Below are 24,202 nucleotides of genomic sequence, written 5' to 3' on the forward strand. Positions count from 1 at the left end.
AGTTTTTTTATTCTCAAAAAGGGGGAAAGACCATGAATGACAACATGGTTCATATTACAATTGACGGAAAAAAGTATACAGCGGAGCCTGGTTCGACGATATTGGGTGTTATGAATGAGAACGGGATTGAACATCCGCAAATTTGTTACGTGCCAGAAGTAGATCCTATTCAAACATGTGACACTTGTATTGTAGAAGTTGACGGAAAGTTAATGCGTTCTTGTTCGACGATAGCAACGGAAGGTATGAGCATTGAACGTGCTTCTGTTCGCGCAAAAGAAGCACAAACAGAGGCGATGGATCGGTTACTAGAAAATCATTTATTATACTGTACAGTATGTGACAACAACAATGGGAACTGTAAACTGCATAATACAGCAGAATTAATGGAAATTGAACATCAAAAATATCCGTATGAACCGAAAGTAGATGTAAGTGAGGTTGATATGACGCATCCGTTTTATCGCTATGATCCTAATCAATGTATTGCATGCGGTCAATGCGTTGAGGTGTGTCAAAACTTACAAGTAAATGAAACGTTATCGATAGACTGGGAAGCGGAACGCCCACGAGTTATTTGGGATGAAGGAGTAAATATTAATGATTCTTCATGCGTTAGCTGTGGTCAATGTGTAACGATTTGTCCTTGTAACGCTTTAATGGAGAAAACGATGCTCGGTGAAGCTGGATTTATGACGGGATTGAAACCAGATATTCTTGAACCGATGGTAGATTTAATTAAAGAAGTTGAGCCTGGATATAGCGGTATTTTTGCGGTATCAGAAGTGGAAGCGACCATGCGTGATACTCGTACGAAGAAAACGAAAACAGTATGTACATTTTGTGGTGTAGGTTGTTCATTTGAAGTGTGGACGAAGGGGCGTAAAATCCTTAAAGTACAGCCATCTTCAGATGCACCAGTTAACGCAATTTCCACTTGTGTAAAAGGGAAATTTGGTTGGGATTTCGTAAATTCTAAAGAACGAATAACAAAACCTTTAATTCGTAAAAATGGAACGTTTGTTGAATCTACATGGGAAGAAGCACTGAATGTAGTTGCAAATAAATTAGGCGCTATTAAAGAAGAATACGGTAAAGGTTCTATCGGATTTATTTCTTCCTCTAAAATTACAAATGAAGACAATTATGTAATTCAAAAATTAGCTCGACAAGTATTTGGAACGAATAATATTGATAACTGCTCACGTTATTGCCAATCACCAGCAACGGATGGTTTGTTCCGTACAATTGGTATGGGCGGTGATGCCGGAACGATTAAAGATATTGCGCAATCTGGTCTTGTTATTATTGTAGGATGTAATCCGACAGAAGGTCATCCTGTTCTAGCTACACGTATTAAACGTGCACATAAATTACACGGACAAAAGTTAATTGTAGCTGATCTTCGTAAAACCGAAATGGCAGAGCGATCAGATGTCTTTATTAGTCCAAAACAAGGAACAGATCAAGTTTGGTTAATGGCTGTTACGAAATATATGATTGATCAAGGTTGGCATAATCAGGAATTCATTAATGAGAATGTAAACTTCTTTGAAGATTTCAAAGAAAGCCTAGAAGAATATACACTTGAATATGCAGAAGAAGTAACAGGTATTTCAAAAGAAACACTTATTCAAATGGCTGAAATGATTCGTGATGCAGATGGTACATGTATCCTTTGGGGTATGGGGGTAACGCAAAATACAGGTGGTTCTGATACTTCCGCTGCAATTTCAAACTTACTTCTTGCAACAGGAAACTATCGTCGTCCAGGAGCAGGTGCATACCCACTTCGAGGTCACAATAACGTACAAGGTGCTTGTGATATGGGTACTTTACCAGGATGGCTTCCAGGATATCAGCACGTTACTAACGAAATGGAACGTGCGAAATTTGAAACTGCTTACGGAGTGAAAATTGACAGTGAACCAGGTCTTAATAATATTGAAATGCTTCACGCAATTGACGAAGGAAAAATGAAAGCAATGTACCTTGTCGGAGAAGATATGGCTCTTGTAGATTCTAATGCAAATCATGTACATGAAGTGTTATCGAGCCTTGATTTCTTCGTTGTGCAAGATGTTTTCCTTTCTAAAACTGCTCAATATGCAGATGTTGTATTACCAGCAGCGCCATCTCTTGAGAAAGAAGGTACTTTCACAAATACAGAGCGCCGTGTCCAAAGATTATATCAAGTTCTTCCTACGCTAGGAGATGCGAAACCAGACTGGTGGATCGTCCAGGAAGTTGCGAATAAACTAGGTGCAAACTGGAATTATAGCCACCCAAGTGAAATCTTTGCTGAGATGGCAAGTTTATCACCATTGTTCTCGCAAGCGAACTATGAAGTGCTTGAAGGGTGGAACAGTTTCCATTGGGGAAGTTTTGATGGAACGAATACACCACTTCTGTTCCAAGACGGATTTAACTTCCCAGATAAAAAAGCTCGTTTTGCGATTGCTGACTGGGTACGTCCAGCTGAATTTCCAGCTGAGTTTGACCTTCACATTAACAACGGTCGTATGCTTGAGCATTTCCATGAAGGGAATATGACAAATAAATCAACAGGTATTCAAACGAAAGTACCTGGTGTTTTCGTTGAAATCTCTCCAGACCTTGCAAAAGAACGTGGAGTGAAAACTGGTTCATTAGTCCGTCTTGTTTCTCCGTTTGGAGCGTTAAAATTACGTGCACTCGTTACAGAGCGTGTAAAAGCGAATGAGTTATATTTACCGATGAATTCTACAGATAATGAAACAGCGATTAATTTCTTAACAGGTCCTGCGGTCGATACGCGTACGAACACACCTGCTTATAAACAGACGAAAGTGCGTATGGAAGTGCTAGAAGTTGATGGCGAAAATCCGATGCCAAAAGCGAACCCGCGTAATAAAAAACGTCATCCTCAAGCTGGTATTGAGGTACATCGTAAGTGGGCACGTCCAGGGTATGTGCATTTAACGGATAAGTAGGAGGAGAAAAATATGGCTGCACCTATAAAAATGATTCAAAAACAAGAATTAACTGAGGAAGAAATAAAACAGAAAAAATTAGATGATTTAAAAGAGCTTCTAGCTAATAATGAAGACGCTCTAAATCAAATGTTTAATATAGTAGGGGAATTGAATGATATTGGCATGTTAGAAGCAGCTAATTCTATGCTAAAGGCGAAAGAACCAATCGCAAAGATTGTTCTTGGCCAAGTGACTCGTGAGCCTGTTACAAATTTAATTAATAATATGATGGGGGCTGCGGGTGCTTTAACAGAACTTGATCCGGAGCTTACGAAAAAGCTTATAGGTAGCTTATTAGTAGGGCTAGAAAAAGGTAATGAACATTTAGAGAGTAATAAAAAAGTAGGGGTATTCGATCTTATGAAAGTATTGAAAGACCCAGATATTAACCGTGCTATCGGGTTTGGGCTTCATTTCTTAAAAGGTATGGGAAAAGGATTAAAAGAAGAATAAGTTTCATGAAGTGAACCTTTTCGCCCAAATGTTTGTACGAAATAGTTTGGGCGGAAGGCTCATTTTGGTAAAATATATAATAAAGTAAAATGAGGTTTGTGGGAGGTATAATGGTATGTCAAAAAAAGTACATGAATTTAATGATATGATACGAAAACTTCGAAAGGAACTTTTCGGAAAAGGGCCAGAACGAATTCATACTGTTTTTGCAGAAAACATGGCGATTGCGACTCTTTATGGAAACTTAACACCTACTGAAAAATTCATTTCAAGTACGATGGACGGTGCGGAAATGGTTCATATGGCTAGAACGAAAATGATTCAAGAAGTATATGCTGCGAATTCCCGTGAACATTTGGAGGAACTTGTTGGAGCGAAATTAGTGAACCTATTTTCAGATATGAAAGTAGAAGAAGATATTGCAGTTTCGGTATTTGTTTTTGATAAAAATATAACGTGAGAGAAGGATACTGATCGTGAAACCGATACAGGTAGAAAGAGAAATCTTTCGTTATGAACAAGGGGCGTTTAAACATATAGAGGACAGCATTGTAACAGAGTTTCCAGTCACGATTAAAATGAACGGACAGGAGTTTGTTACAATGGTTAGTACTCCAGAATATATAGAAGATATGGTAATAGGCTTCTTAGCATCTGAAGGAATCATTCGAAAGTATGAAGATATTGATGACATATGGGTACAAGAGAAAGAAGGATTTGTACATGTCACGACGGCAAAAGTAAATCCGTATTACGAACAAATGCAAAATAAACGATATATTACGTCTTGTTGTGGTATGAGTAGGCAAGGGTTTGTTTTTGCTAATGATGCACTAAGTGCAAAAAAAATGCAGGGTGTCCATGTACAGGTTGCGGCAGAGGATTGTTTTCGGTTAATGAAAGAAATGCAGCAATCTGCGGATACGTTTCATCATACTGGCGGGGTTCATAATGCAGCTTTATGTGATGTGAATGGTATTATTTTAAGCCGAATGGATATTGGTAGGCATAATGCACTGGACAAAATTTACGGTTATTGTTTAAGAAACGATATTTCTATAAAAGATAAAATCATTGTTTTTAGTGGTCGTATTTCTTCGGAAATATTATTGAAAGTTGCAAAAATCGGCTGTGAAATTATACTATCAAAATCAGCTCCAACTGAGTTAGCTTTGCAACTAGCGGAAGATTTAGGTATTACGACAATAGGATTTATTCGGAATCAATCCTTAAATGTATATACGCATCCAGAGCGTGTTTTAAATATAAAATAAGTAAAAGCGAGGCAATAAATATGAAATCTGTCACATTAGACAAGTTACAACGTCCGTTAAAGGATTTACGTATTTCAGTTATCGATCGCTGTAATTTTCGCTGTCGATATTGTATGCCAGAAGAAATATTTGGTCCTGATTACTCGTTTTTGTCTAATGATAAAATTTTATCTTTTGATGAAATTGAAAGGTTAACTCGTATTTTCGTTTCTTTAGGTGTGAGAAAATTACGAATTACAGGCGGAGAACCGTTACTTCGAAGAGGGCTTCCAAAGCTTATTGAGCGGCTTCATAAAATAGATGGTGTGGAAGATATCGGTTTAACAACCAATGGATCGTTACTTAAAAAGTTTGCTCCTGATTTATATAAGGCGGGACTATCACGTGTAACAGTTAGCTTAGATTCCTTAGAAGAAGAGCGGTTTTTCTATTTAAATGGTAATAGGAGCAAAGTACAAAGGGTTCTGGAAGGAATACAGGCTGCTGCTGAAGTTGGTATGAAAATTAAAATAAATATGGTCGTTCAAAAAGGGAAAAATGAACAAGACATTTTGCAGATGGCGCAATACTTTAAGGAAAACAGGCATATTCTTCGTTTTATTGAGTATATGGACGTTGGAAATTATAATGGTTGGGATTTAAAAGAGGTCGTCTCTAAACAAGAAATAGTAAATACAATTCACAAAGTGATGCCGTTAGAACGGATAGAAGCAAATTATTCTGGTGAAGTGGCTACTAGGTATCGTTATATAGGAAGCGATGAGGAAATAGGTATTATTTCATCGGTAACAGATTCTTTTTGCTCCTCATGTACGAGAGCTCGTATTTCTGCAGAAGGAAAATTATATACCTGCTTATTTGCTTCTAAAGGAAATGATTTAAGAGAATTGCTTCGTTCTGAACATACAGATGAGGACATTACAGATGTAGTACGCGATATATGGAATAATAGGGAAGATCGTTATTCAGATGAACGCTTAAATCATACAAATAAGAAAACAATACCTAAAATTGAAATGTCACATATCGGTGGTTAATATATAAAGCTAGCGTCATAGTGAAAAATGGAAAATTTACAAGAGTTGTGGATTTTCTATTTTATAGTAAAAGTGATGATTGATATCTCTGTAAAAGATGTGCAGAGAAATTAAGCAGCATTCAAAAACCTTTATTTTGAGGAGGTTTTTTGAAGCTGCTTTTTTATTTGGAGAAAATGGAGGAATGGGTAATGGCATTTCATAAGCCGGAACAAATTGCTGAGCTTGTCATTGAGGCCGGTGTTCAAAAAGTAAGACAGACATTGCCAGCGATGCTTATTCTCGGTTTTTTAGGAGGAGCGTTTATTGCGATAGGTTTTTTACTTAACATTCGAGTTTTAGGGAATTTACCTGAGCGCTGGGGAAGTCTAGTTAATGTTTTAGGAGGGGCAGTATTTCCTGTTGGACTCATGCTCGTAGTATTAGCAGGAGGAGAATTAATTACGGGAAATATGATGTCACTGTCTATGGCGCTTTATGCAAAGAAAATTACATTGATAAGTGTACTGAATAACTGGGTTTGGATTACTCTCATGAATTTTATTGGGGCAATTTTCGTTGCGTATTGCTTTGGACATCTTGGCGGATTAACAGAGGGAGAGTATTTAAATAAAACGGTAGCGATAGCGGAAGGGAAGTTACATGAATCATTTGGGAGAACTTTAATTTTAGCAATTGGTTGTAATTGGCTCGTTTGTCTTGCTCTTTGGCTTGCTTACGGGACGAGTGATTTTGTCGGAAAAATCATCGGAATTTGGATTCCAATTATGGCATTTGTAGTCATTGGATTTCAGCAAGTAGTAGCAAATATATTTGTCATTTCCGCTGTTATTTTTGCTGGTCATCTAACGTGGATGGATCTGGCTAAAAATTTTGTTCCTGTTTTTATCGGAAATGTAATTGGAGGAGCTGGGTTTGTTGGTTTTGCTTACTTTGCTTGTTATCAGAAACAACATTCTAATATGAAATAGAGTTCTTGAGAGGAAGGGTATGTAATGGCTGATCGGTATTCACGACAACAGTTGTTCAAACCAATTGGGAGTAAAGGACAAGAAAAAATTCGAAATAAACATGTGTTAATTGTAGGAGCAGGCGCATTAGGAAGTGCAAGTGCCGAAAGTTTCGTACGTGCAGGTGTTGGCAAGTTGACGATTATTGATCGTGACTACGTTGAATGGAGTAATTTACAAAGGCAACAATTGTACTCTGAACAAGATGCGATAGAGAAAATGCCGAAAGCAATTGCTGCAAAAAATCGGCTAGAACAAATTAATTCGGAAGTACAAATACATGCTTTCGTAATGGATGCAACTTTAGAAAATATGGAAGGTCTATTAAAAAATGTAGATGTAATCATTGATGCAACAGATAATTTTGATATTCGTTTTGTAATAAATGATTTATCACAAAAACATAATATTCCGTGGGTATATGGTTCTTGCGTTGGATCGTATGGTATGAGTTATACAATTATTCCGCAAGAGACACCGTGTTTACATTGTATGCTGAAAAATATTCCTGTTACAGGTGTGACATGTGATACCGCTGGAATTATTAGCCCGACTGTACAAATCGTCGCAGCATATCAAGTGGCGGAAGCACTCAAAATTTTAATAGAAGATTTTTCAGCAATTAGAAAAACATTTTTCATGTTTGATATATGGAATAATCAAAACCATTTTATAAAACTAGGAAAAATAAAAACAGACGCTTGTCTCTCATGCGGTTTGAATCGAACTTATCCTTATTTATCATACGAAAATCAAACGAAAGCAGCTGTTTTATGCGGAAGAAATACAGTTCAAATTAGAACAGTAGACAATAGGAAATACAATTTTGATGATATAGAAAAAGTATTAAAAAAACTGGGAAAAGTAGATCGGAATCCGTATTTACTATCTTGCCAATTCGATGATTACCGCATCGTTTTTTTTCGGGATGGTCGTGTTTTTATTCATGGTACAAATGATATTTCAAAAGCGAAACAACTATATTATCGCGTATTCGGTTAATAGAGAGGGTGTCAACAATGGAAAGAAGAGTGCCAATTACGGTTGAAGAAGCTGTTCGTAAAGTGATGGGATTTGCTCATAAAGGCTTAAAGGAGCTATTACCAATTGAATTAGCTTACGGACGTATATTAGCAGAGGATTTAGTAGCTGACCATGATGTACCGTCATTTAATCGTTCGCCGTATGACGGATTTGCTATTCGAGCAGAAGATACTAATTTAGCAAGTTATGAAACGCCAATTGTATTTGAAGTAGTGGGTGAAATTGGTGCAGGATCGCTATTCCATGAGAAAGTAGGTCCGTTTCAAGCAGTTCGAATTATGACGGGAGCACAAATTCCGACTGGGTGTGATGCGGTTGTTATGTTAGAGCTGACTCGTCAATATGAGAAGAATGGCAACAATTATATAGAAGTGAAGCGATCATTCAAAACGGGCGACAATATTTCTGTTCAAGGTGAAGATGCTCGTAAAGGAACAGTTCTTGCAAAGAAAGGATCGTACATTAATCCAGGTATTTCAGCTCTTCTTGCTACATTCGGTTATAGTGAAGTACCAGTTGCGAGAAAGCCTGTAATTGGACTGTTAGCGACTGGGAGTGAATTACTGGATGTCAATGAGTCATTACAGCCAGGGAAAATCCGAAACAGTAATACGTATATGATATTGTCTCAAATCCGAAGAGCAGGCGGAAGAGTAAAATATTTTGGGAAGTTTAGTGATGATTTTAATACGTGTTTTACAGCTGTGAAAGAAGCGCTTGGCCAAGTAGATATGTTAATTACAACGGGCGGTGTATCAGTAGGAGATTATGATTATTTACCAGCTATTTACGAAAAGTTAGGTGCATTTGTTCTTTTTAATAAAGTTGCAATGCGACCAGGAAGTGTTACGACTGTAGCACAATTAAATGGCAAGTTATTATTTGGTTTATCAGGAAATCCATCAGCTTGTTACGTAGGGTTTGAATTATTCGCAAGACCGTGTATTCGGACGTATATGTTTAGTGAAAAAGTACATTTAAAAAGAGAAAAAGCGTTATTAGGAGAAGATTTTCTAAAACCGAATCCATTTACAAGATTTGTACGAGCAAAATTGACATATAACGAAGGTCAGTTAATCGCTTATCCATCAGGGTTTGATAAATCTAGCTCAGTTTCTTCATTGGCAGAATCAAACGCGTTTATCGTATTGCCGGGCGGGACAAGAGGATATAAAAAAGATATGTTTGTCGATGTTCTTTTATTAGAAGATAACGAAGGTAGTAAATGGCCTTGGACATTTTGTAAAGGGAGAGGTGGTTCTAATGGGACAAGCGCTATTTGAAATTGTAGATATACCGATTGTAGTTGAAGAAGTAACGAATAAGGTTGCAAGAAGAGAAGCAGGAGCAATTACAACATTTATTGGTACGGTGAGAGAATTAACAAAAGGAAAACGAACGCTACATTTAGAGTATGAAGCATATAAGCCGATGGCAGTAAAACAACTTATGAGAATTGGTGGAGAAATTAGTGGGAAATGGCCGGACGCAAAAGTAGCAATTACGCACCGTGTAGGGCGGCTAGAAATAATGGATATTGCAGTAGTCATTGCAGTTTCATCACCGCATCGTAAAGTAGCTTATGAAGCGAATGAGTACGCGATTGAACGTATAAAACGAATCGTTCCAATTTGGAAAAAAGAATTTTGGGAAGATGGAACGATGTGGGTTGGAGATCAACTTGAAAACACACCATATTCAGAAGGAAAACCAAAGAAGGAAGAATGAGAAAATGATTACAATTTTACTGTTTGCAAATTTGCGTGAGGAAGTTGGATTGGATCGATTAGTGATTTCAGAAAAGCAAGAAATGACAGTGCAGCAATTAAAAGAATGGCTCAAAGCCAGCTATTGTTTACAAACGCTGGATAAAGTGATGGTGGCTGTTAATGAAGAGTTTGTAATGAATGAAGATATGATAAAAACTGGAGATATAGTCGCATTAATCCCGCCCGTTAGCGGGGGATAATAAGTTTTTTCACCAGATGAAGCGCCAAGAAGATGTGGTATATAAATTAGAATAAGAGAAGGGATGAGTTCTATGCTTACTCAAGAACAAATAATGAATGCATTAAAACATGTAGAGGATCCAGAGTTACACAAAAGTGTTGTAGAATTAAATATGGTTAGAAATATACAAATGAACGGAACAGAGGTTAAACTTGAAGTAGTACTAACAATCCAAGGTTGTCCGTTAAAAGCAAAAATTCAACAAGATATTGAAGAATCACTTTACGCAATTGGTGTCTCTAAAGTGGAGGTAATATTTGGCTCTATGACACAAGAAGAACGTGCATCTTTAACAGAGAAGTTAAAGAAAAATACTAGAACAGAAACTGGTATGCCGAGTATGCTTCGCCCGGATTCAGGAGTACGTTTTATTACTGTAACGAGCGGAAAAGGCGGAGTTGGAAAATCAACGGTGACAATTAATCTTGCAACTGCACTAGCTCGTATGGGCAAAAAAGTGGGGATATTAGATGCAGATATATATGGTTTTAGTATTCCAGCTATGATGGAAACGAATAAGAAACCAACGATGATTGATCAAACGGCAATTCCAGTCATTAGTCACGGTGTTAAAATCATGTCGATGGGATTCTTTACAGAAGGAAATAACCCAGTGATGTGGCGCGGACCGATGCTAAATAAATGGATTCAAAATTTCCTTGCGAATACGCACTGGGGAGAATTAGATTATTTATTACTTGATTTACCACCAGGTACAGGAGATGTTGCCATTGATGTTGCGGCAATGGTTCCGCAAGCGAAAGAAATAATTGTTACAACTCCGCACAATGTAGCTTCATTCGTTGCTTCAAGAGTCGGTGTAATGGCAAAACATACGAAGCATGAGATTTTAGGTATTGTGGAAAATATGGCTTATTATGAAGAACAAGATGGATCGAAAAATTATCTCTTCGGAAAAGGCGGAGGCGAAATGCTTGCAGAACAATTGCAAACAGAAGTAATTGCCAAAATACCTTTTGCGAAACGTGAAGAAAATAATGGTTCATCTGTATATGATGAAGATTCTCTTGTTGGAGAAGTGTTTACATCGTTAGCTGAGGATATTATTTATAGAGGATAGAGGGGGAAGTTTAGTATGGCATGTAACATTGATCATTCTATTGAAGATGTGATGAATAAGCTTGAAAGTCAAAAGAATTTTTTACCTGAAGGGATTTTTAAAGAGTTAAAGAATTTTTTGCAAGGTACTCATTCACAGAAATTATTAAATGATGTTTTTCACCTCCTAAAAAAGTATGATTTAGTCAGTGAGGAAGAACGAGAGACGAGAAACGCACAATTATTATACATTTTGAATTAAGTACTCTTTGGCTTTAGAATTTTTTCAGAAGGGGTGAATGTGATGGATATGAAAAAGATGATTGAAACGATAGAAGTAACTAGAGTGACTGACGAGGAATTATCGATTTCGAATTTACATCCAAAGCTTGTGAAGTTGTATAGTCAAAAAGATAGTGCAGAGTATACGAAGCTATTAAAATATATTTTATCATTATCCGTGCAACTGAAGCTGAATCTCGTATTGAAATATTTTGGTGTACGTCCCATTGTTGCTGCAGACGAGCGTATGCAATTTCAAGAGATATTTAAATGTTTAGCTAACAAAGATGATAATGGCGAATGGTTTCTAAATTTCGTTTCTTTATACGTAGGGTTAATCGTAGTTCTTTATTTTGATGAAAAAGAGATTGAGAGAAGTTTTTTCGATGATATGGTAGTGGGTGAAGGGAATGAAATATAAGCTTCTGTTCATAACATCTTTTTGTTTAATTGCTATAACTGCGATTTTAATTGGTTATATAAATATGCAAGTAATGAATTAAACTAGTTTGATAAAAAGCGTTCTTCAGTTGTTTCCGTCGTTTTTTCGTGTTACTATTAATCGAATTTTTCATAAGGAGAGAAAGCGATGAAATGGATTTATTTTATTATTATTAATGTTATAGCTTTTAGCCTTATGGGGCTTGATAAACGAAAAGCAAAGAAGAAACAGTGGAGAACGCCAGAAAGTACGTTGTTTTTATCAGCGGCAGCTGGGGGAGCAGTTGGAGCTTGGATTGGTATGTATATGTTTCATCATAAAACTCATAAAAAGAAATTTGTTTTCGGCATACCGTTACTTGTTGCAATAACGGTATGTTTATTATTCGTTGTATGAGAAATGTCGAAAGAAATGCAGATTGATTATTGGTAAAGTGAGCATATGAGAACGTATAATGGAGAAAAAATGAGAAGAGGAGAAAAAGGAAGATGGGGAGTCAATCAGCAGAGCAAAAAAAAGGGATACTATATGCGGCTGGTGCTTATACGATGTGGGGTATTCTGCCGATTTATTGGAAATGGGTTGAAGAAGTTCCTGCAGATGAAATATTAGCACACCGCATCGTTTGGGCGTTTGTTTTTATGTTACTCGTATTAGGTGTTACGAAGAGATTTCGCCAGTTTATTGGGGAATTTGTGAATCTTTTTAAACGACCTAAATTATTAATGTCATTAACAATAGCTTCAGTCTTGATTAGCGGAAATTGGTTTGTTTACATATGGGCTGTTAATCATAATCATGTTATTGAAGCGAGTCTTGGCTATTATATTAATCCGCTTATTAGTATTTTACTTGGTACAGTCGTTTTAAAGGAAAAGTTAAACTTTTGGCAATATGTTGCAGTTGGTTTAGCTGGAGTAGGAGTTGTCATTTTAACAGTACGTTTCGGATCTATTCCGTGGGTTTCTCTTTCACTTGCCTTTTCATTTGGATTATACGGATTAACGAAAAAATTGTTAAACTATGATGCGACAATCGGGCTTACGATGGAAACGATGTTAGTGACGCCGTTTGCAATCATTTACCTTGTTATGACAGGCGCACATGGTTTCGGCTCATTTGGATCTATTTCCATGTTATCAACGTTACTTTTAATAGGAGCAGGCATTGTAACAGCATTACCACTATTTTATTTTGCGAAAGGAGCGCAACTTATTCCACTTTATATGGTCGGATTTTTACAATATATTGCGCCAACAATTAGCTTAATTTTAGGTGTATTTGTATTTGGTGAACATTTCACAGCTACACATATGATTGCATTTTTCTGTATATGGGTTGCTTTATTTGTATTCTCGGTAGCGAAGACAAAGTTCTTAGTGCAGAAACAACCGAAATTTATAAAAAATAAATCAGCAAAAGTATCATAATGCGTAGTATTTTCTACGCATTTTTCTTTATACTGATACTATATAGGATTTCCATTATAGCTAGTAGGGAGCTGAGAACGTGGAAACAATTTTACATAACGATCCGCTTATGGCTGCTGTACTTTCATGGTTTTTAGCACAATTAACGAAAGTAGTCTTTAAATTAGTCAAAACAGGTGAATTTGATTTTGCAAAGTTTTTTGCTTCAGGTGGGATGCCAAGTTCTCATGCTTCAACAGTTACAGCGCTTGCTACAGGAGTTGGAGTTGTGGAAGGTGTGGAAAGCTCGATGTTTGCGGTTGCTGCTATTTTTGCCATTATAGTTATGTATGATGCTTCAGGAGTAAGGCTTGCAGTAAGTAAACAAGCAAAAATATTGAATGAGTTTTTTCACGGTAGAGAAACAGAATATAAGAAGTTAAATGAACTTGTTGGGCATACACCGTATGAAGTAGTAGTCGGTGCTTTATTAGGGATTATTGTCGGAGTAGGATATTGTTTATGAGCAGAACATTTTATATGTTCTGCTTTTCTTTGTTTTCATACATATTCAGCTATCTTTTTGAATATCGTTATACGGATTTCGAAAGGGTGGGTGAGTAACTTGTTATTATATGAAAAAGTGCATGAAGAAATAGCGAGAAGAACAACTGCACTTCAAACAATGCAACGGCAAGATGGTACGTGGCGGTTTTGTTTTGAAGGAGCTCCACTAACAGATTGTCATATGATTTTCTTATTAAAATTATTAGGTAGAGATAAAGAGATAGAACAGTTTGTAAAAAGATTAGCATCACTCCAAACAAATGAAGGAACATGGAAATTGTATGAAGATGAAGCGGGGGGGAATTTATCTGCTACAATTCAATCTTATGCTGCCTTACTTGCATCGGAAAAATATACAAAAGAAGATGCGAATATGAAGCGAGCGGAAATGTTTATAAATGAGCGCGGTGGGGTAGCGCGTGCTCATTTTATGACGAAGTTTTTATTAGCGATTCATGGAGAATATGAATATCCTTCTCTCTTTCATTTGCCAACACCAATTATGTTTCTGCAGAATGATTCCCCTCTCAGTATTTTTGAACTGAGTAGCTCAGCACGTATTCATTTAATTCCGATGATGCTTTGTTTAAATAAAAGATTTCGAGTAGGGAAAAAGTTATTGCCAAATTTAAATCACATTGCAGGCGGGGGCGGAGAATGGTTTCGGGAGGACCGGTCTCCGGTTTTTCAAACATTATTAAGTGACGTGAAGAAAATTATAACGTATCCACTTTCTTTGCATCATAAAGGATATGAGGAAGTAGAACGTTTTATGAAAGAGCGTATTGATGAAAATGGAACATTATATAGCTACGCAACTGCCTCGTTTTATATGATTTATGCTTTACTTGCATTAGGACATTCTATTCAATCACCAATTATTGAGAAGGCTATAACGGGAATCACATCTTATATATGGAAGATGGAAAGAGGGAGCCATTTGCAAAACTCTCCATCAACTATATGGGATACAGCTTTACTCAGTTATGCTTTGCAAGAAGCTCAAGTTCCGAAAGCAAGTAAAGTGATTCACAATGCATCAGCATATTTACTAAGAAAACAGCAAACGAAGAAAGTAGATTGGAGTGTACATGCACCGGATCTCTTCCCGGGGGGTTGGGGCTTTTCGGATGTGAATACGACGATTCCAGATATTGATGATACAACTGCTGCGTTAAGAGCATTGGCGCGAAGTAGAGGGAACGAAAATGTAGACAATGCTTGGAAGCGAGCTGTTAATTGGGTTAAAGGATTGCAAAATAATGATGGTGGTTGGGGGGCTTTTGAAAAAGGGGTAACGAGCCGTATATTAGCAAATTTACCAATCGAAAATGCAAGTGATATGATTACAGATCCTTCTACACCAGATATTACAGGAAGAGTGTTAGAATTTTTTGGGACGTATACGCAAAATGAATTGCCCGAGAAACAAAAACAAAGTGCGATAAATTGGTTAATGAATGTACAAGAGGAAAATGGATCGTGGTATGGGAAATGGGGAATTTGTTATATATATGGTACGTGGGCTGTTATGACAGGTTTACGGTCATTCGGAATTCCATCTAGCAATCCATCATTAAAACGAGCAGCTTTATGGCTTGAACATATACAGCATGAAGATGGTGGCTGGGGAGAATCTTGCCAAAGTAGTGTGGAAAAAAGATTTGTTACTTTGCCGTTTAGTACACCATCCCAAACAGCATGGGCGTTAGATGCCCTCATTTCTTACTATGATAAAGAAACGCCAGTTATTCGAAAAGGTATTTCATATTTGCTCTCCAACTCTTATATAAATGAAAAATATCCTACTGGAACAGGTTTACCAGGTGGGTTTTATATTCGTTATCATAGTTATGCTCATATATATCCGTTGCTTACTTTGGCTCATTATGCAAAAAAATATAAAAAATAAACCGAGAGATGTCTCTCGGTTTATTTTGTTGGGTAGTAGGTCCCTTTTGAAAAGAATAAGGTTGTGATGTACCTTATTTTTCGGTTGATTGGCGCTTTTGACGTGCATCAGCGGCATTTGCACGTGCGTTTGCTTCTAAGTCATTGTGGTCAGCGAGTTCGCGAGAGAACTCAACATCAATGCCATCAGTAGCTTTGTTTTGTTTGAAATTTTTTTTGTTCATTCGACACAATCTCCTTGCACTTTATCCCGCTTTAATGGGCAGTAAGACCTCACCTCAAAATTCAGCGAAAGTAAAGAAGTTAGGTGGGGGTCGGGCTGCCCATAAAAGTCCGATTGGTGAGGGCTAATAATCAGTGGGGGATGAAGAAAACCCCCACTGATTAAAGTTTCACTTTATGCGACGTTGCAAAGTTAGTTTGACACAAATAGACTTTTTTATACAAAGAGGAATTGGAAAGTAAAAAGCCGAAATATACAGTATAAGTAATAGAAATGGGGGATAGGGATGGAGTTTTTAAACGGGAAAACAGCTGTTGTAACAGGAGCTGCACAGGGAATTGGAAAAGAGATTGCAAGGGTTTATGCAAAACTAGGGGCGAAAGTATTAATTAGCGATGTAAATGAAGAGAATCTACAAAAAACGACACGTGAGTTATCAGATGAAGGATATGAAGTGTGCTCATATCGATGTGATGTAAGTAATCAAAATGAAGCGAAGTCGTTAATTGAATATGCGGTTCAAAAATTTGGTACATTACATATTTTGGTGAATAATGCTGGAATTACAAGAGACGCAATGTTACATAAAATGGAGAAGTCTGCTTGGGAACAAGTATTACAAGTAAACTTAACTGGAGTTTTTTATTGTATGCAACCAGCGCTTCTTTACATGAGACAACAAGGGTATGGGCGCATTATTAATATATCTTCAATTAGTAGAGAAGGAAACATAGGGCAAGCAAATTATGCGGCTACAAAGGCAGGAGTTGTAGGTTTAACGAAAACGGCAGCGAAAGAAGTTGGAAGTTTCGGTATTACTTGTAACGCGATTTGTCCGGGGTTTATGGATACAGATATGACAAAAACGATACCAGATAAAGTGAAAGAAAAGATGGTTGGCGCTATTCCAGTTGGTAGAATTGGAACGCCAGAAGATATTGCGAACGCAGCAGCCTTTTTAGCATCAGAATACGCATCCTATATTACAGGTGAAGTATTAAATGTGAGCGGAGGACTGCAAGTTTAAAGGAATACATAATGAAAAGAACCTGACCAGGTAGGTCAGGTTCTTTCTCATTAATTTAAGTTAAGCCAAACGCTCTTCACTTCTGTATAGTTATTTAATGCGTAAGATCCCATTTCACGGCCGAGGCCAGATTGTTTAAATCCTCCAAATGGAGATGCTGCATCAAAGACGTTATAACAGTTTACCCATACTGTACCTGCACGTACTTTACTTGCAACATAGTGTGCAGTTTTAACATTTTCTGTCCACACACCAGCAGCTAAACCAAATTGCGATTTATTTGCACGTTCAATTACTTCATCAATATCGTTAAACGGTATTGCAGAAATAACTGGACCGAAAATTTCTTCTTTTGCGATCGTCATTTCATCATTTACGTCAGCGAATACTGTAGGAGAAACGAAGTAGCCTTGATCGAATGGATTACTTCCTCCGCAAAGTACTTCAGCGCCTTCTTCAATCCCTTTTTCAATGTAGCCCATTACACGTTTTTGTTGTTCTTCGGAAACGAGAGGACCAATTGTTGTTTCAGGGTTAAGACCGACACCTTGATTTAGTTTTTTAGAATAGAGGACGAGATCAGCCATGACATTATCATACATTTTCTTCGGAACAAATAAGCGTGATCCAGCAGAGCATACTTGCCCTTGGTTAAACATAACACCAGAAAGGGCACCAGGAATCGCGCGAGATAAATCAGCATCTGGCAAGATGATATTTGGTGATTTACCGCCTAACTCAAGTGTAACGCGTTTTAATGACTCAGATGCTTGTCGCATAATTTGTTTACCGACTGGAGTAGAACCAGTAAATGCAATTTTATCAACGAGTGGATGATTAACAAGTGCTTGTCCAGCTGATTCACCGAATCCAGGAACAATATTAATAACACCTTTCGGGAATCCAGCTTCTTCAATTAATTCAGCTAAGTATAGAGCTGATAGTGGAGTTTGTTCTGCAGGTTTTAAAATGATTGTACATCCTGTAGCAAGCGCTGCTCCCATTTTCCACATCGCCATAAGAAGAGGGAAGTTCCAAGGGATAATTTGACCGACGACACCAACAGCTTCATGGCGTGTATAGTTAAAGTAATTACCGGAAACAGGGATTGTTTGACCAACGATTTTCGTAGCCCAGCCAGCATAATAGCGCATATGTTCAATTGCAAGTGGTATATCTGCTGCCATTGTTTCACGGATTGGCTTTCCGTTATCTAACGTTTCGAGCTGTGCAAGCTCTTCTTTATGTTCTTCCATTAAATCAGCTAACTTGTACATGAGACGGCTTCGCTCAGCAGTGCTCATACGAGACCAAGGACCTTCGTCAAAAGCCATGCGAGCTGCGACTACAGCTTTATGAATATCTTCGCGACCAGCTTCAGAAACGACAGCAAGTGTTTCACCAGTTGCTGGGTTTGGTGTTTTAAACGTTTTTCCGGAAGCGCTTTCAATGAAAGATCCATTCACATATAACTTTTTTGTACCTTGAAGAAACTTTTCTACCTTTTCATGAAGATTTACAGCTAGTTGACTCATTGTATAACCCCCTTGAAAATATAATGTAAACGCAGTACGAGACGGCGCTTATTCCGAAATCAAGGATGTGGAAACTAGATGGAAAGCCTCTAATTAAAATCATAATTAATAAATACTGAAAATTCAAATTTCATTTGTGTTACAATTGTAAAAAATATGTAATGTAACAGAATCTTCTATATGATTATAAAAAATCCTGCTTGTTTTGCTTTCTAGTAGGAAAAACTAGAAGAACAATGGTACAATAATACATCGTGAGAGGAGGGGGAAAAATGAAAGATTATCATGATGATCCACGCTTTCGAATAGCCCATAGAGAAGCGTTAATTGGTCTTGGACTTGCTATTATTAATTTTATAATATGGTACGGATTCGCTTATGGGCTTGGTAGTAAAAATCCGAGTGAATATACATATGTATTAGGTTTTCCCGCATGGTTTTTTTATAGCTGTATCGTTGGATTTATCGTTATGGTTATTTTACTTAGTTTAGTTGTTCGTTTTGTATTTCAAGATATTTCACTCGATGAGGAAGAAAAAAGTGAGGAATAATAGATGAATTGGTATGTAATCATTCCAATGATAATTTCGTTTATCGTTGTATTTTTAATTGGTGTATATGCTTCAAGACGCGTTCAAGCAACTGCTCATAATAAATTTTTACAAGAATATTTTCTTGGTGGGCGTGAGCTAGGCGGTTTATTATTAGCGATGACAATGATTGCTACGTACGGTAGTGCAAGTAGCTTTATTGGTGGTCCTGGTATTGCTTACAATATGGGGCTTGGATGGGTATTGTTATCTGCGATTCAAGTTGTAACAGGGTATATCGTTTTAACGGTTATCGGTAAAAAGTTTGCAATTATCGCTAGGAAGATGGAAGCCATTACTCTTATCGATTATTTAAAAGGGAGATACAATAATAAAGCAGTTGTTATACTTTCAGCGTTATGTATTATTATCTTTTTATTTTCAGCGACAGTAGCCCAGTGGGTCGGTGGTGGACGATTAATCGAGTCACTAACGGGTCTATCGTACACAACAGCACTATTTTTATTTACTTTTTCTGTACTTGTTTACGTATTAATTGGTGGATTTCGTGCAGTCGCTTTATCAGATACATTATTAGGAATTATTATGTTAGTTGGAACGACAATCATTTTAATTGCTACTGTCATTGCTGGTGGTGGAATTGAAAAGATTATGCAGGAACTTGTTCAAATCAATCCAAATTTAATTACACCATTCGGAGCAGATGGCAGTTTAACGAAGTCATATGTGACATCATTTTGGATTTTAATTGGAATTGGTGTTGTAGGTTTACCGCAAATTAGCGTGCGTGCCATGTCTTATAAAAATTCAAAAGCTATGCACCAAGCTTTAATAATTGGAACAGTTGTCGTTGGTACAATTATGATCGGTATGCATTTAACAGGTGTATTTGCAAGAGTAGTACTTCCAGGTATAACGGTACCAGATAAAGTAATGCCGCTACTTGCGATGGAAGTGTTGCCACCTTGGTTAGCTGGAGTTTTCTTAGCTGCACCAATGGCAGCGATTATGTCTACAGTAAACTCGTTATTATTACTTGTAAGCTCGTCAATTATTAAAGATATATACGTAAATTACATAAATAAAGATGCAGCAGACAGTACGATAAAAAAAGGAAGTTTGTGGATTACTGGTATTGTAGGACTACTCGTTTATGCAGCGGCCATTAAACCACCAGATTTTTTAATATGGCTAAATTTATTTTCTTTCGGTGGATTAGAAGCAGCATTCATTTGGCCAATCGTATTAGGGTTATATTGGAGGAAAGGAAATGCAACAGGAGCGCTTGCTTCCATTTTCGTTGGAGTAGGTTCATATATGTGTATTCACCTTTTCTATCCAAATCCGTTTGGTATACATACAGTTGTCTTTCCGATTTGTTTTGCGTTTATCGCTTACATTATTGGAAGTATGAGTGCTGTAAAAAAAACTGTATAGGTTAGCTGGAGAACGTAGTCCTTATAGGACTGCGTTTTTTCGTATGAAATTGTTCTTTTTTATTCTGTATGCCAATTGTTATTCATAAATTAATAACAATTGAGGGGATGGAGTTGAGGTCGATGAAAAAAGTATTATTTTTAGGAGACCCAGGAATTGATGACTCTTTAGCAATTATGTACGGATTGTTGCATCCTGATATTGATATTGTTGGTGTGGTTACAGGATATGGAAATGTAACGCAAGAAAAGGCGACAAGTAATGCGGCATATTTATTACAGTTAGCAGGTAGGGAAGATATACCAGTTATTAATGGTGCGAAAATTCCTTTATCTGGAGATATTACAACGTATTATCCAGAAATACATGGGGCGGAAGGTTTAGGACCAATTCGACCACCGAAAAATCTTTCTCCAAATATAAAGCCTTTTTGTGAGTTTTTTGACATTCTTGAAAAATATAAAGGAGAATTAATTATAGTTGATGCTGGGAGGTCAACGACACTTGCGACAGCATTTATTTTAGAAAAGCCAATGATGAAGTATGTGAAAGAATATTATATAATGGGCGGTGCTTTCTTAATGCCTGGCAATGTTACACCAGTCGCAGAGGCGAATTTTCATAGTGATCCGATTGCGTCGCAATTAGTTATGCAAAATGCCAAGAATGTGACACTGGTGCCGCTCAATGTTACATCTGAAGCTATTATTACGCCAGAGATGGTAAAGTATATTACGAAACATTCTAAAACAAGTTTTAATAAATTAATTGAACCGATTTTTACGTATTATTATAAAGCTTATAGAAAATTAAATCCGAAAATAAAAGGAAGTCCAGTACATGACGTCGTTACAATGATGGTTGCCGCAAATCCTTCAATATTGGATTATGTGTATCGCCGTGTAGATGTAGATACAGTGGGAATAGCAAAAGGAGAAAGTATTGCAGATTTCCGTCCTCAACCTGATGCAAAAGCCTTAAAAAACTGGGTGCGAATTGGTTGGTCATTACATTATAAAAAATTCCTTGAGGATTTTGTGAAAATCATGACGTAGACATAATAGGAGTATACAAGTTAAAATAATGGAGATGGTTATTTGAATAACCATCTCCATTATTTTGTTTTTTAAAGATAGAGAGAAGAGTTACACAATAGGAGAGGAATTTTACTTGAAAAAAACTATAGTATGCGCAGTGATTGTGGGTATTTTCGTTTTGCTAATATCGGGTAACTTTTTAGTGAAAAAAGTGTGGAGTTCAAATAATGATGATGCACAGTATATTGCATCTTTTATTGAAGAACATAAAGATGAAAAAAATAGTGCACTTCTAGTAAAGAGAAATGATAAAGTTGTTTATTCTGTAAATCCAAATGTTGTATTACCAGTTGCTAGTACGATGAAATTGATTATAGCGCTTGAATATACGAAACAAGTTACGGAAGGGAAAATTGATTCTTCTAGTTTCGTTTCCATTAATGATGTGAATCGGTATTATGTACCGAATACAGATGGTGGTGCGCAAGATAGATGGCAAAGGTACTTGGAAAAGAAAGGAAAGATAACTGAAGGAGCGGTTTCTTTAGAAGAAGTAGCAAAAGGAATGGTTAAGTTTAGTTCAAATGCAAATGCTGAGTACTTAATGGAAGTGTTAGGATTAGATAATATTAATCGGAATTTACAAAGTTTATCACTTCCTGCACATCAACCACTATTTCCAATCGTTTCATCTTTGTATATCCCGGGATATTTGCATAAAGAATTACATGTTCCAAAATATAAAATAGAGAAAAAGTTAAAAGAAATGTCTCAAGAGCAATATCGTGAATATGCGATGATTATTCATGAACGCTTAAAGAAGAAGGGACCATTATTACAGAAGGAAATTCCGCTTTATTTAGAGGAACGTTACGACAAAATTTGGTCAGATAGATTACCAGCAGCTTCTGCAAATGATTATATGGTATTACTTCAAAAGGCAAACCATAAAGGTGGCTTAACAGAAGCTGAAGAAAAAGTGTGGGCAAATATCGTTGAAACAGACATGAGTGCCAAGAAATACCGTAAAACATTTAGACATGCTGGGCAAAAAAATGGTTATACGCCATGGACAGTTACAAAAGCAGTTTATGCAATGGATAAACGCGGGAACTGTACAGAAATAGTGTTCTTAGCAAATAATTTAAATGAAGATGACAGCGCAGAAATACGGAAACATTTAGCAAACTTACATTTTCAAGTGTTGCAAAGTGATAAGTATGATGCGACTTTTATTAAATAAACTCGGTGCAGAGAGCACCGAGTTTATTTTTGTGTACAAGCACTTTTTTCCTATCTCTGGGTATGATGGGTAGTAATACTTAGGTGAAAGGGGAAAAGGTGATGAAACAAAGTAAAGAAGAGTTTATAAAGAGCGAAGGCGCTGATTTCCCTGGGAAAACATACGTGAATTGCGTATTACAACATGTATTTGAGTTTCAACGAAATTACTTATTGAAAGACATGTTTCAAGTGCATAAAGCGCATATTACAATGCTGACGGAAGAAAATTTAATGAAAAAGGAAGAAGCTAAAGTTATATTAAACGCACTAAAAAAGATAGAGGGAATTCCAAAAGATCAATTGCTCTATACAGAGCAGCATGAAGATCTCTTTTTTTTAGTGGAACATTTAATTTTTCAAGAAGCGAAATGCGATTTTGTAAGTAATATGCATATTGGTAGAAGTAGAAATGATATGGGTGTAACGATGTATCGCATGAGTTTAAGGAGATACGTACTACAATTAATGGAACATCATTTGTTATTGCAAGAAAGTATGCTGCAACTTGCCGATGATCATAAGGAAACGATTATGACAGCTTATACACATACACAACCAGCGCAGCCAACAACATTTGGTCATTATACGTTAGCGATTTATGATACGATGCAGAGAGACTTAGAAAGAATAAAACGAACGTACACACTTTTAAATCAATCGCCAATGGGAGCCGCTGCTCTTTCTACAACAAGTTTCCCAATTAAACGAGAGCGAGTTGCTGATTTACTTGGATTTACTAATGTAATTGAGAACTCATATGATGCTGTCGCTGGAGCTGATTATTTATTAGAGGTTAGCTCGTTACTTACGGTAATGATGACGAATACGAGTAGATGGATTCATGATTTCTTACTATTAGCGACGAAAGAATATGATGGTATTACTGTTGCAAGGCCATATGTACAAATTAGTAGTATTATGCCACAAAAACGAAATCCAGTTTCAATTGAACATGCCCGTGCAATTACGAGTAGTGCTTTTGGAGAAGCATTTACAGTATTTCAAATGATTCATAATACACCATTTGGTGATATTGTCGATACGGAAGATGACTTGCAGCCGTATTTATATAAAGGAATTGAAAAGGCTATTCGTGTATTTTGCATTTTGAATGCAGTCATTCGAACGATGAAAGTAGAAGAAGAAACGTTGAAAAGTCGTTCCTATAAACATGCAATTACGATAACGGATTTCGCAGATGTTTTAACAAAAAACTATGAAATTCCATTTCGGCATGCTCATCATGTAGCAAGTGTTATTGCGAATATGTCATTGGAACAGAAAAAGGAGCTACATGAATTATGTTTCAAAGATGTGAATATATACTTACAAGAAAAATTTAAAATACAATTATTAGAAAAAGAGTGGGAAGAAATTATATCGCCAGAAGCATTTATTCAAAAAAGAAAGGTGTACGGTGGACCGAGTAAAAAAGAAATGGAGCGCATGATTAAAAGTCGAAAAGAGTCATTTTGGAAAGAAGAAGAGGTATTTGAAAAGGAAAAACAGAGAGTTTTACAAGTCGAAAATGATTTAAATATATTAGTTTCGTATATTATTGAATCGTAAAAGAAGGATTTAATGAATTAATCGCCA

The 24,202-nt window shown here is 36.7% G+C and carries 25 protein-coding genes; 23 read left to right on the forward strand and 2 right to left on the reverse strand.

Going from position 1 to position 24,202, the window contains the following annotated elements; translation table 11 throughout:
• Positions 1–32 precede the first annotated feature (32 nt).
• The 17 genes from fdhF to MR143_RS12075 all read left to right on the forward strand — a co-directional run bounded on the left by fdhF (position 33) and on the right by MR143_RS12075 (position 15,513).
• Positions 33–2,972 (forward strand): formate dehydrogenase subunit alpha, encoded by a 2,940-nt coding sequence (gene fdhF, locus MR143_RS11995; protein ID WP_000999406.1) that lies wholly within the window; start codon positions 33–35, stop codon positions 2,970–2,972.
• Between the two features lie 12 nt (positions 2,973–2,984).
• Positions 2,985–3,467 carry a helical membrane plugin domain-containing protein gene (locus MR143_RS12000; RefSeq protein WP_000729889.1) on the forward strand — a complete coding sequence of 161 codons (483 nt, stop codon included), beginning with the start codon at positions 2,985–2,987 and terminating at the stop codon, positions 3,465–3,467.
• A 115-nt stretch (positions 3,468–3,582) separates the two neighbouring features.
• A complete protein-coding gene (locus tag MR143_RS12005) occupies positions 3,583–3,927 on the forward strand; it encodes a Na-translocating system protein MpsC family protein (RefSeq protein WP_000039582.1) in 345 nt (114 codons plus the stop codon).
• A gap of 16 nt (positions 3,928–3,943) precedes the next feature.
• Positions 3,944–4,741 carry a formate dehydrogenase accessory sulfurtransferase FdhD gene (fdhD, locus tag MR143_RS12010; protein ID WP_000802676.1) on the forward strand — a complete coding sequence of 266 codons (798 nt, stop codon included), beginning with the start codon at positions 3,944–3,946 and terminating at the stop codon, positions 4,739–4,741.
• Positions 4,742–4,761: 20 nt separating this feature from the next.
• On the forward strand, positions 4,762–5,778 hold the full coding sequence (gene moaA, locus MR143_RS12015; protein WP_242280783.1) for a GTP 3',8-cyclase MoaA: 1,017 nt from the start codon (positions 4,762–4,764) through the stop codon (positions 5,776–5,778).
• Between the two features lie 191 nt (positions 5,779–5,969).
• Positions 5,970–6,749 (forward strand): formate channel, encoded by a 780-nt coding sequence (locus MR143_RS12020; protein ID WP_002164134.1) that lies wholly within the window; start codon positions 5,970–5,972, stop codon positions 6,747–6,749.
• Between the two features lie 24 nt (positions 6,750–6,773).
• On the forward strand, positions 6,774–7,790 hold the full coding sequence (locus tag MR143_RS12025; protein ID WP_000785256.1) for a molybdopterin-synthase adenylyltransferase MoeB: 1,017 nt from the start codon (positions 6,774–6,776) through the stop codon (positions 7,788–7,790).
• Between the two features lie 17 nt (positions 7,791–7,807).
• Positions 7,808–9,115 (forward strand): molybdopterin molybdotransferase MoeA, encoded by a 1,308-nt coding sequence (locus MR143_RS12030; protein ID WP_000442204.1) that lies wholly within the window; start codon positions 7,808–7,810, stop codon positions 9,113–9,115.
• Positions 9,096–9,560 (forward strand): molybdopterin synthase catalytic subunit MoaE, encoded by a 465-nt coding sequence (gene moaE / locus MR143_RS12035; RefSeq protein ID WP_000529378.1) that lies wholly within the window; start codon positions 9,096–9,098, stop codon positions 9,558–9,560. Before MR143_RS12030 ends, moaE begins: the two co-directional genes overlap by 20 nt.
• A 4-nt stretch (positions 9,561–9,564) precedes the next feature.
• Positions 9,565–9,801, forward strand: a complete 237-nt coding sequence (gene moaD / locus MR143_RS12040) for a molybdopterin converting factor subunit 1 (protein WP_000628483.1) — start codon at positions 9,565–9,567, stop codon at positions 9,799–9,801.
• 72 nt (positions 9,802–9,873) lie between these two features.
• Positions 9,874–10,923 (forward strand): P-loop NTPase, encoded by a 1,050-nt coding sequence (locus MR143_RS12045; RefSeq protein ID WP_000957516.1) that lies wholly within the window; start codon positions 9,874–9,876, stop codon positions 10,921–10,923.
• Between the two features lie 15 nt (positions 10,924–10,938).
• Positions 10,939–11,163 carry a hypothetical protein gene (locus MR143_RS12050; RefSeq protein WP_000752373.1) on the forward strand — a complete coding sequence of 75 codons (225 nt, stop codon included), beginning with the start codon at positions 10,939–10,941 and terminating at the stop codon, positions 11,161–11,163.
• Between the two features lie 42 nt (positions 11,164–11,205).
• A complete protein-coding gene (locus tag MR143_RS12055) occupies positions 11,206–11,604 on the forward strand; it encodes a nucleoside triphosphate pyrophosphohydrolase family protein (RefSeq protein ID WP_000367298.1) in 399 nt (132 codons plus the stop codon).
• A 168-nt stretch (positions 11,605–11,772) separates the two neighbouring features.
• The gene (locus tag MR143_RS12060; RefSeq protein WP_000871325.1) at positions 11,773–12,021 is read left to right on the forward strand and encodes a DUF1294 domain-containing protein; all 249 of its coding nucleotides are present in this window, start codon (positions 11,773–11,775) and stop codon (positions 12,019–12,021) included.
• 92 nt (positions 12,022–12,113) lie between these two features.
• The gene (rarD, locus tag MR143_RS12065; RefSeq protein WP_000535540.1) at positions 12,114–13,055 is read left to right on the forward strand and encodes an EamA family transporter RarD; all 942 of its coding nucleotides are present in this window, start codon (positions 12,114–12,116) and stop codon (positions 13,053–13,055) included.
• A gap of 79 nt (positions 13,056–13,134) precedes the next feature.
• The gene (locus MR143_RS12070) at positions 13,135–13,560 is read left to right on the forward strand and encodes a divergent PAP2 family protein (RefSeq protein WP_000447824.1); all 426 of its coding nucleotides are present in this window, start codon (positions 13,135–13,137) and stop codon (positions 13,558–13,560) included.
• Positions 13,561–13,659: 99 nt separating this feature from the next.
• A complete protein-coding gene (locus MR143_RS12075) occupies positions 13,660–15,513 on the forward strand; it encodes a terpene cyclase/mutase family protein (protein ID WP_000928156.1) in 1,854 nt (617 codons plus the stop codon).
• Between the two features lie 73 nt (positions 15,514–15,586).
• Here the strand turns inward: MR143_RS12075 and MR143_RS12080 are convergent, their stop codons facing one another.
• Positions 15,587–15,736 carry a YfhD family protein gene (locus MR143_RS12080; RefSeq protein WP_001035808.1) on the reverse strand — a complete coding sequence of 50 codons (150 nt, stop codon included), beginning with the start codon at positions 15,734–15,736 and terminating at the stop codon, positions 15,587–15,589.
• 285 nt (positions 15,737–16,021) lie between these two features.
• Here MR143_RS12080 and fabG point away from each other — a divergent pair, with 285 nt between their 5' ends.
• Positions 16,022–16,762, forward strand: a complete 741-nt coding sequence (gene fabG, locus MR143_RS12090) for a 3-oxoacyl-ACP reductase FabG (protein ID WP_000395038.1) — start codon at positions 16,022–16,024, stop codon at positions 16,760–16,762.
• Between the two features lie 50 nt (positions 16,763–16,812).
• On the opposite strand, the gene dhaS is transcribed toward fabG, so the two are convergent.
• Positions 16,813–18,297, reverse strand: coding sequence for an aldehyde dehydrogenase DhaS (dhaS, locus tag MR143_RS12095; RefSeq protein ID WP_000080283.1), 1,485 nt, complete (start codon positions 18,295–18,297; stop codon positions 16,813–16,815).
• Between the two features lie 272 nt (positions 18,298–18,569).
• Between dhaS and MR143_RS12100 the strand changes: the two genes are divergently transcribed.
• From MR143_RS12100 to argH, 5 genes are all read left to right on the forward strand, one after another.
• The gene (locus MR143_RS12100) at positions 18,570–18,848 is read left to right on the forward strand and encodes a YhdT family protein (protein WP_000656244.1); all 279 of its coding nucleotides are present in this window, start codon (positions 18,570–18,572) and stop codon (positions 18,846–18,848) included.
• Between the two features lie 3 nt (positions 18,849–18,851).
• Positions 18,852–20,285, forward strand: coding sequence for a sodium/pantothenate symporter (gene panF / locus MR143_RS12105; RefSeq protein ID WP_001104823.1), 1,434 nt, complete (start codon positions 18,852–18,854; stop codon positions 20,283–20,285).
• A gap of 68 nt (positions 20,286–20,353) precedes the next feature.
• Positions 20,354–21,340 carry a nucleoside hydrolase gene (locus tag MR143_RS12110; protein WP_003302260.1) on the forward strand — a complete coding sequence of 329 codons (987 nt, stop codon included), beginning with the start codon at positions 20,354–20,356 and terminating at the stop codon, positions 21,338–21,340.
• A 115-nt stretch (positions 21,341–21,455) separates the two neighbouring features.
• Positions 21,456–22,565, forward strand: coding sequence for a serine hydrolase (locus MR143_RS12115; protein ID WP_000751356.1), 1,110 nt, complete (start codon positions 21,456–21,458; stop codon positions 22,563–22,565).
• Between the two features lie 83 nt (positions 22,566–22,648).
• The gene (gene argH, locus MR143_RS12120; RefSeq protein ID WP_157407009.1) at positions 22,649–24,175 is read left to right on the forward strand and encodes an argininosuccinate lyase; all 1,527 of its coding nucleotides are present in this window, start codon (positions 22,649–22,651) and stop codon (positions 24,173–24,175) included.
• Positions 24,176–24,202: the final 27 nt, after the last annotated feature.

The sequence above is a fragment of the Bacillus cereus group sp. BfR-BA-01347 genome (assembly GCF_022663835.1).
GTDB lineage: Bacteria > Bacillota > Bacilli > Bacillales > Bacillaceae_G > Bacillus_A > Bacillus_A thuringiensis_K.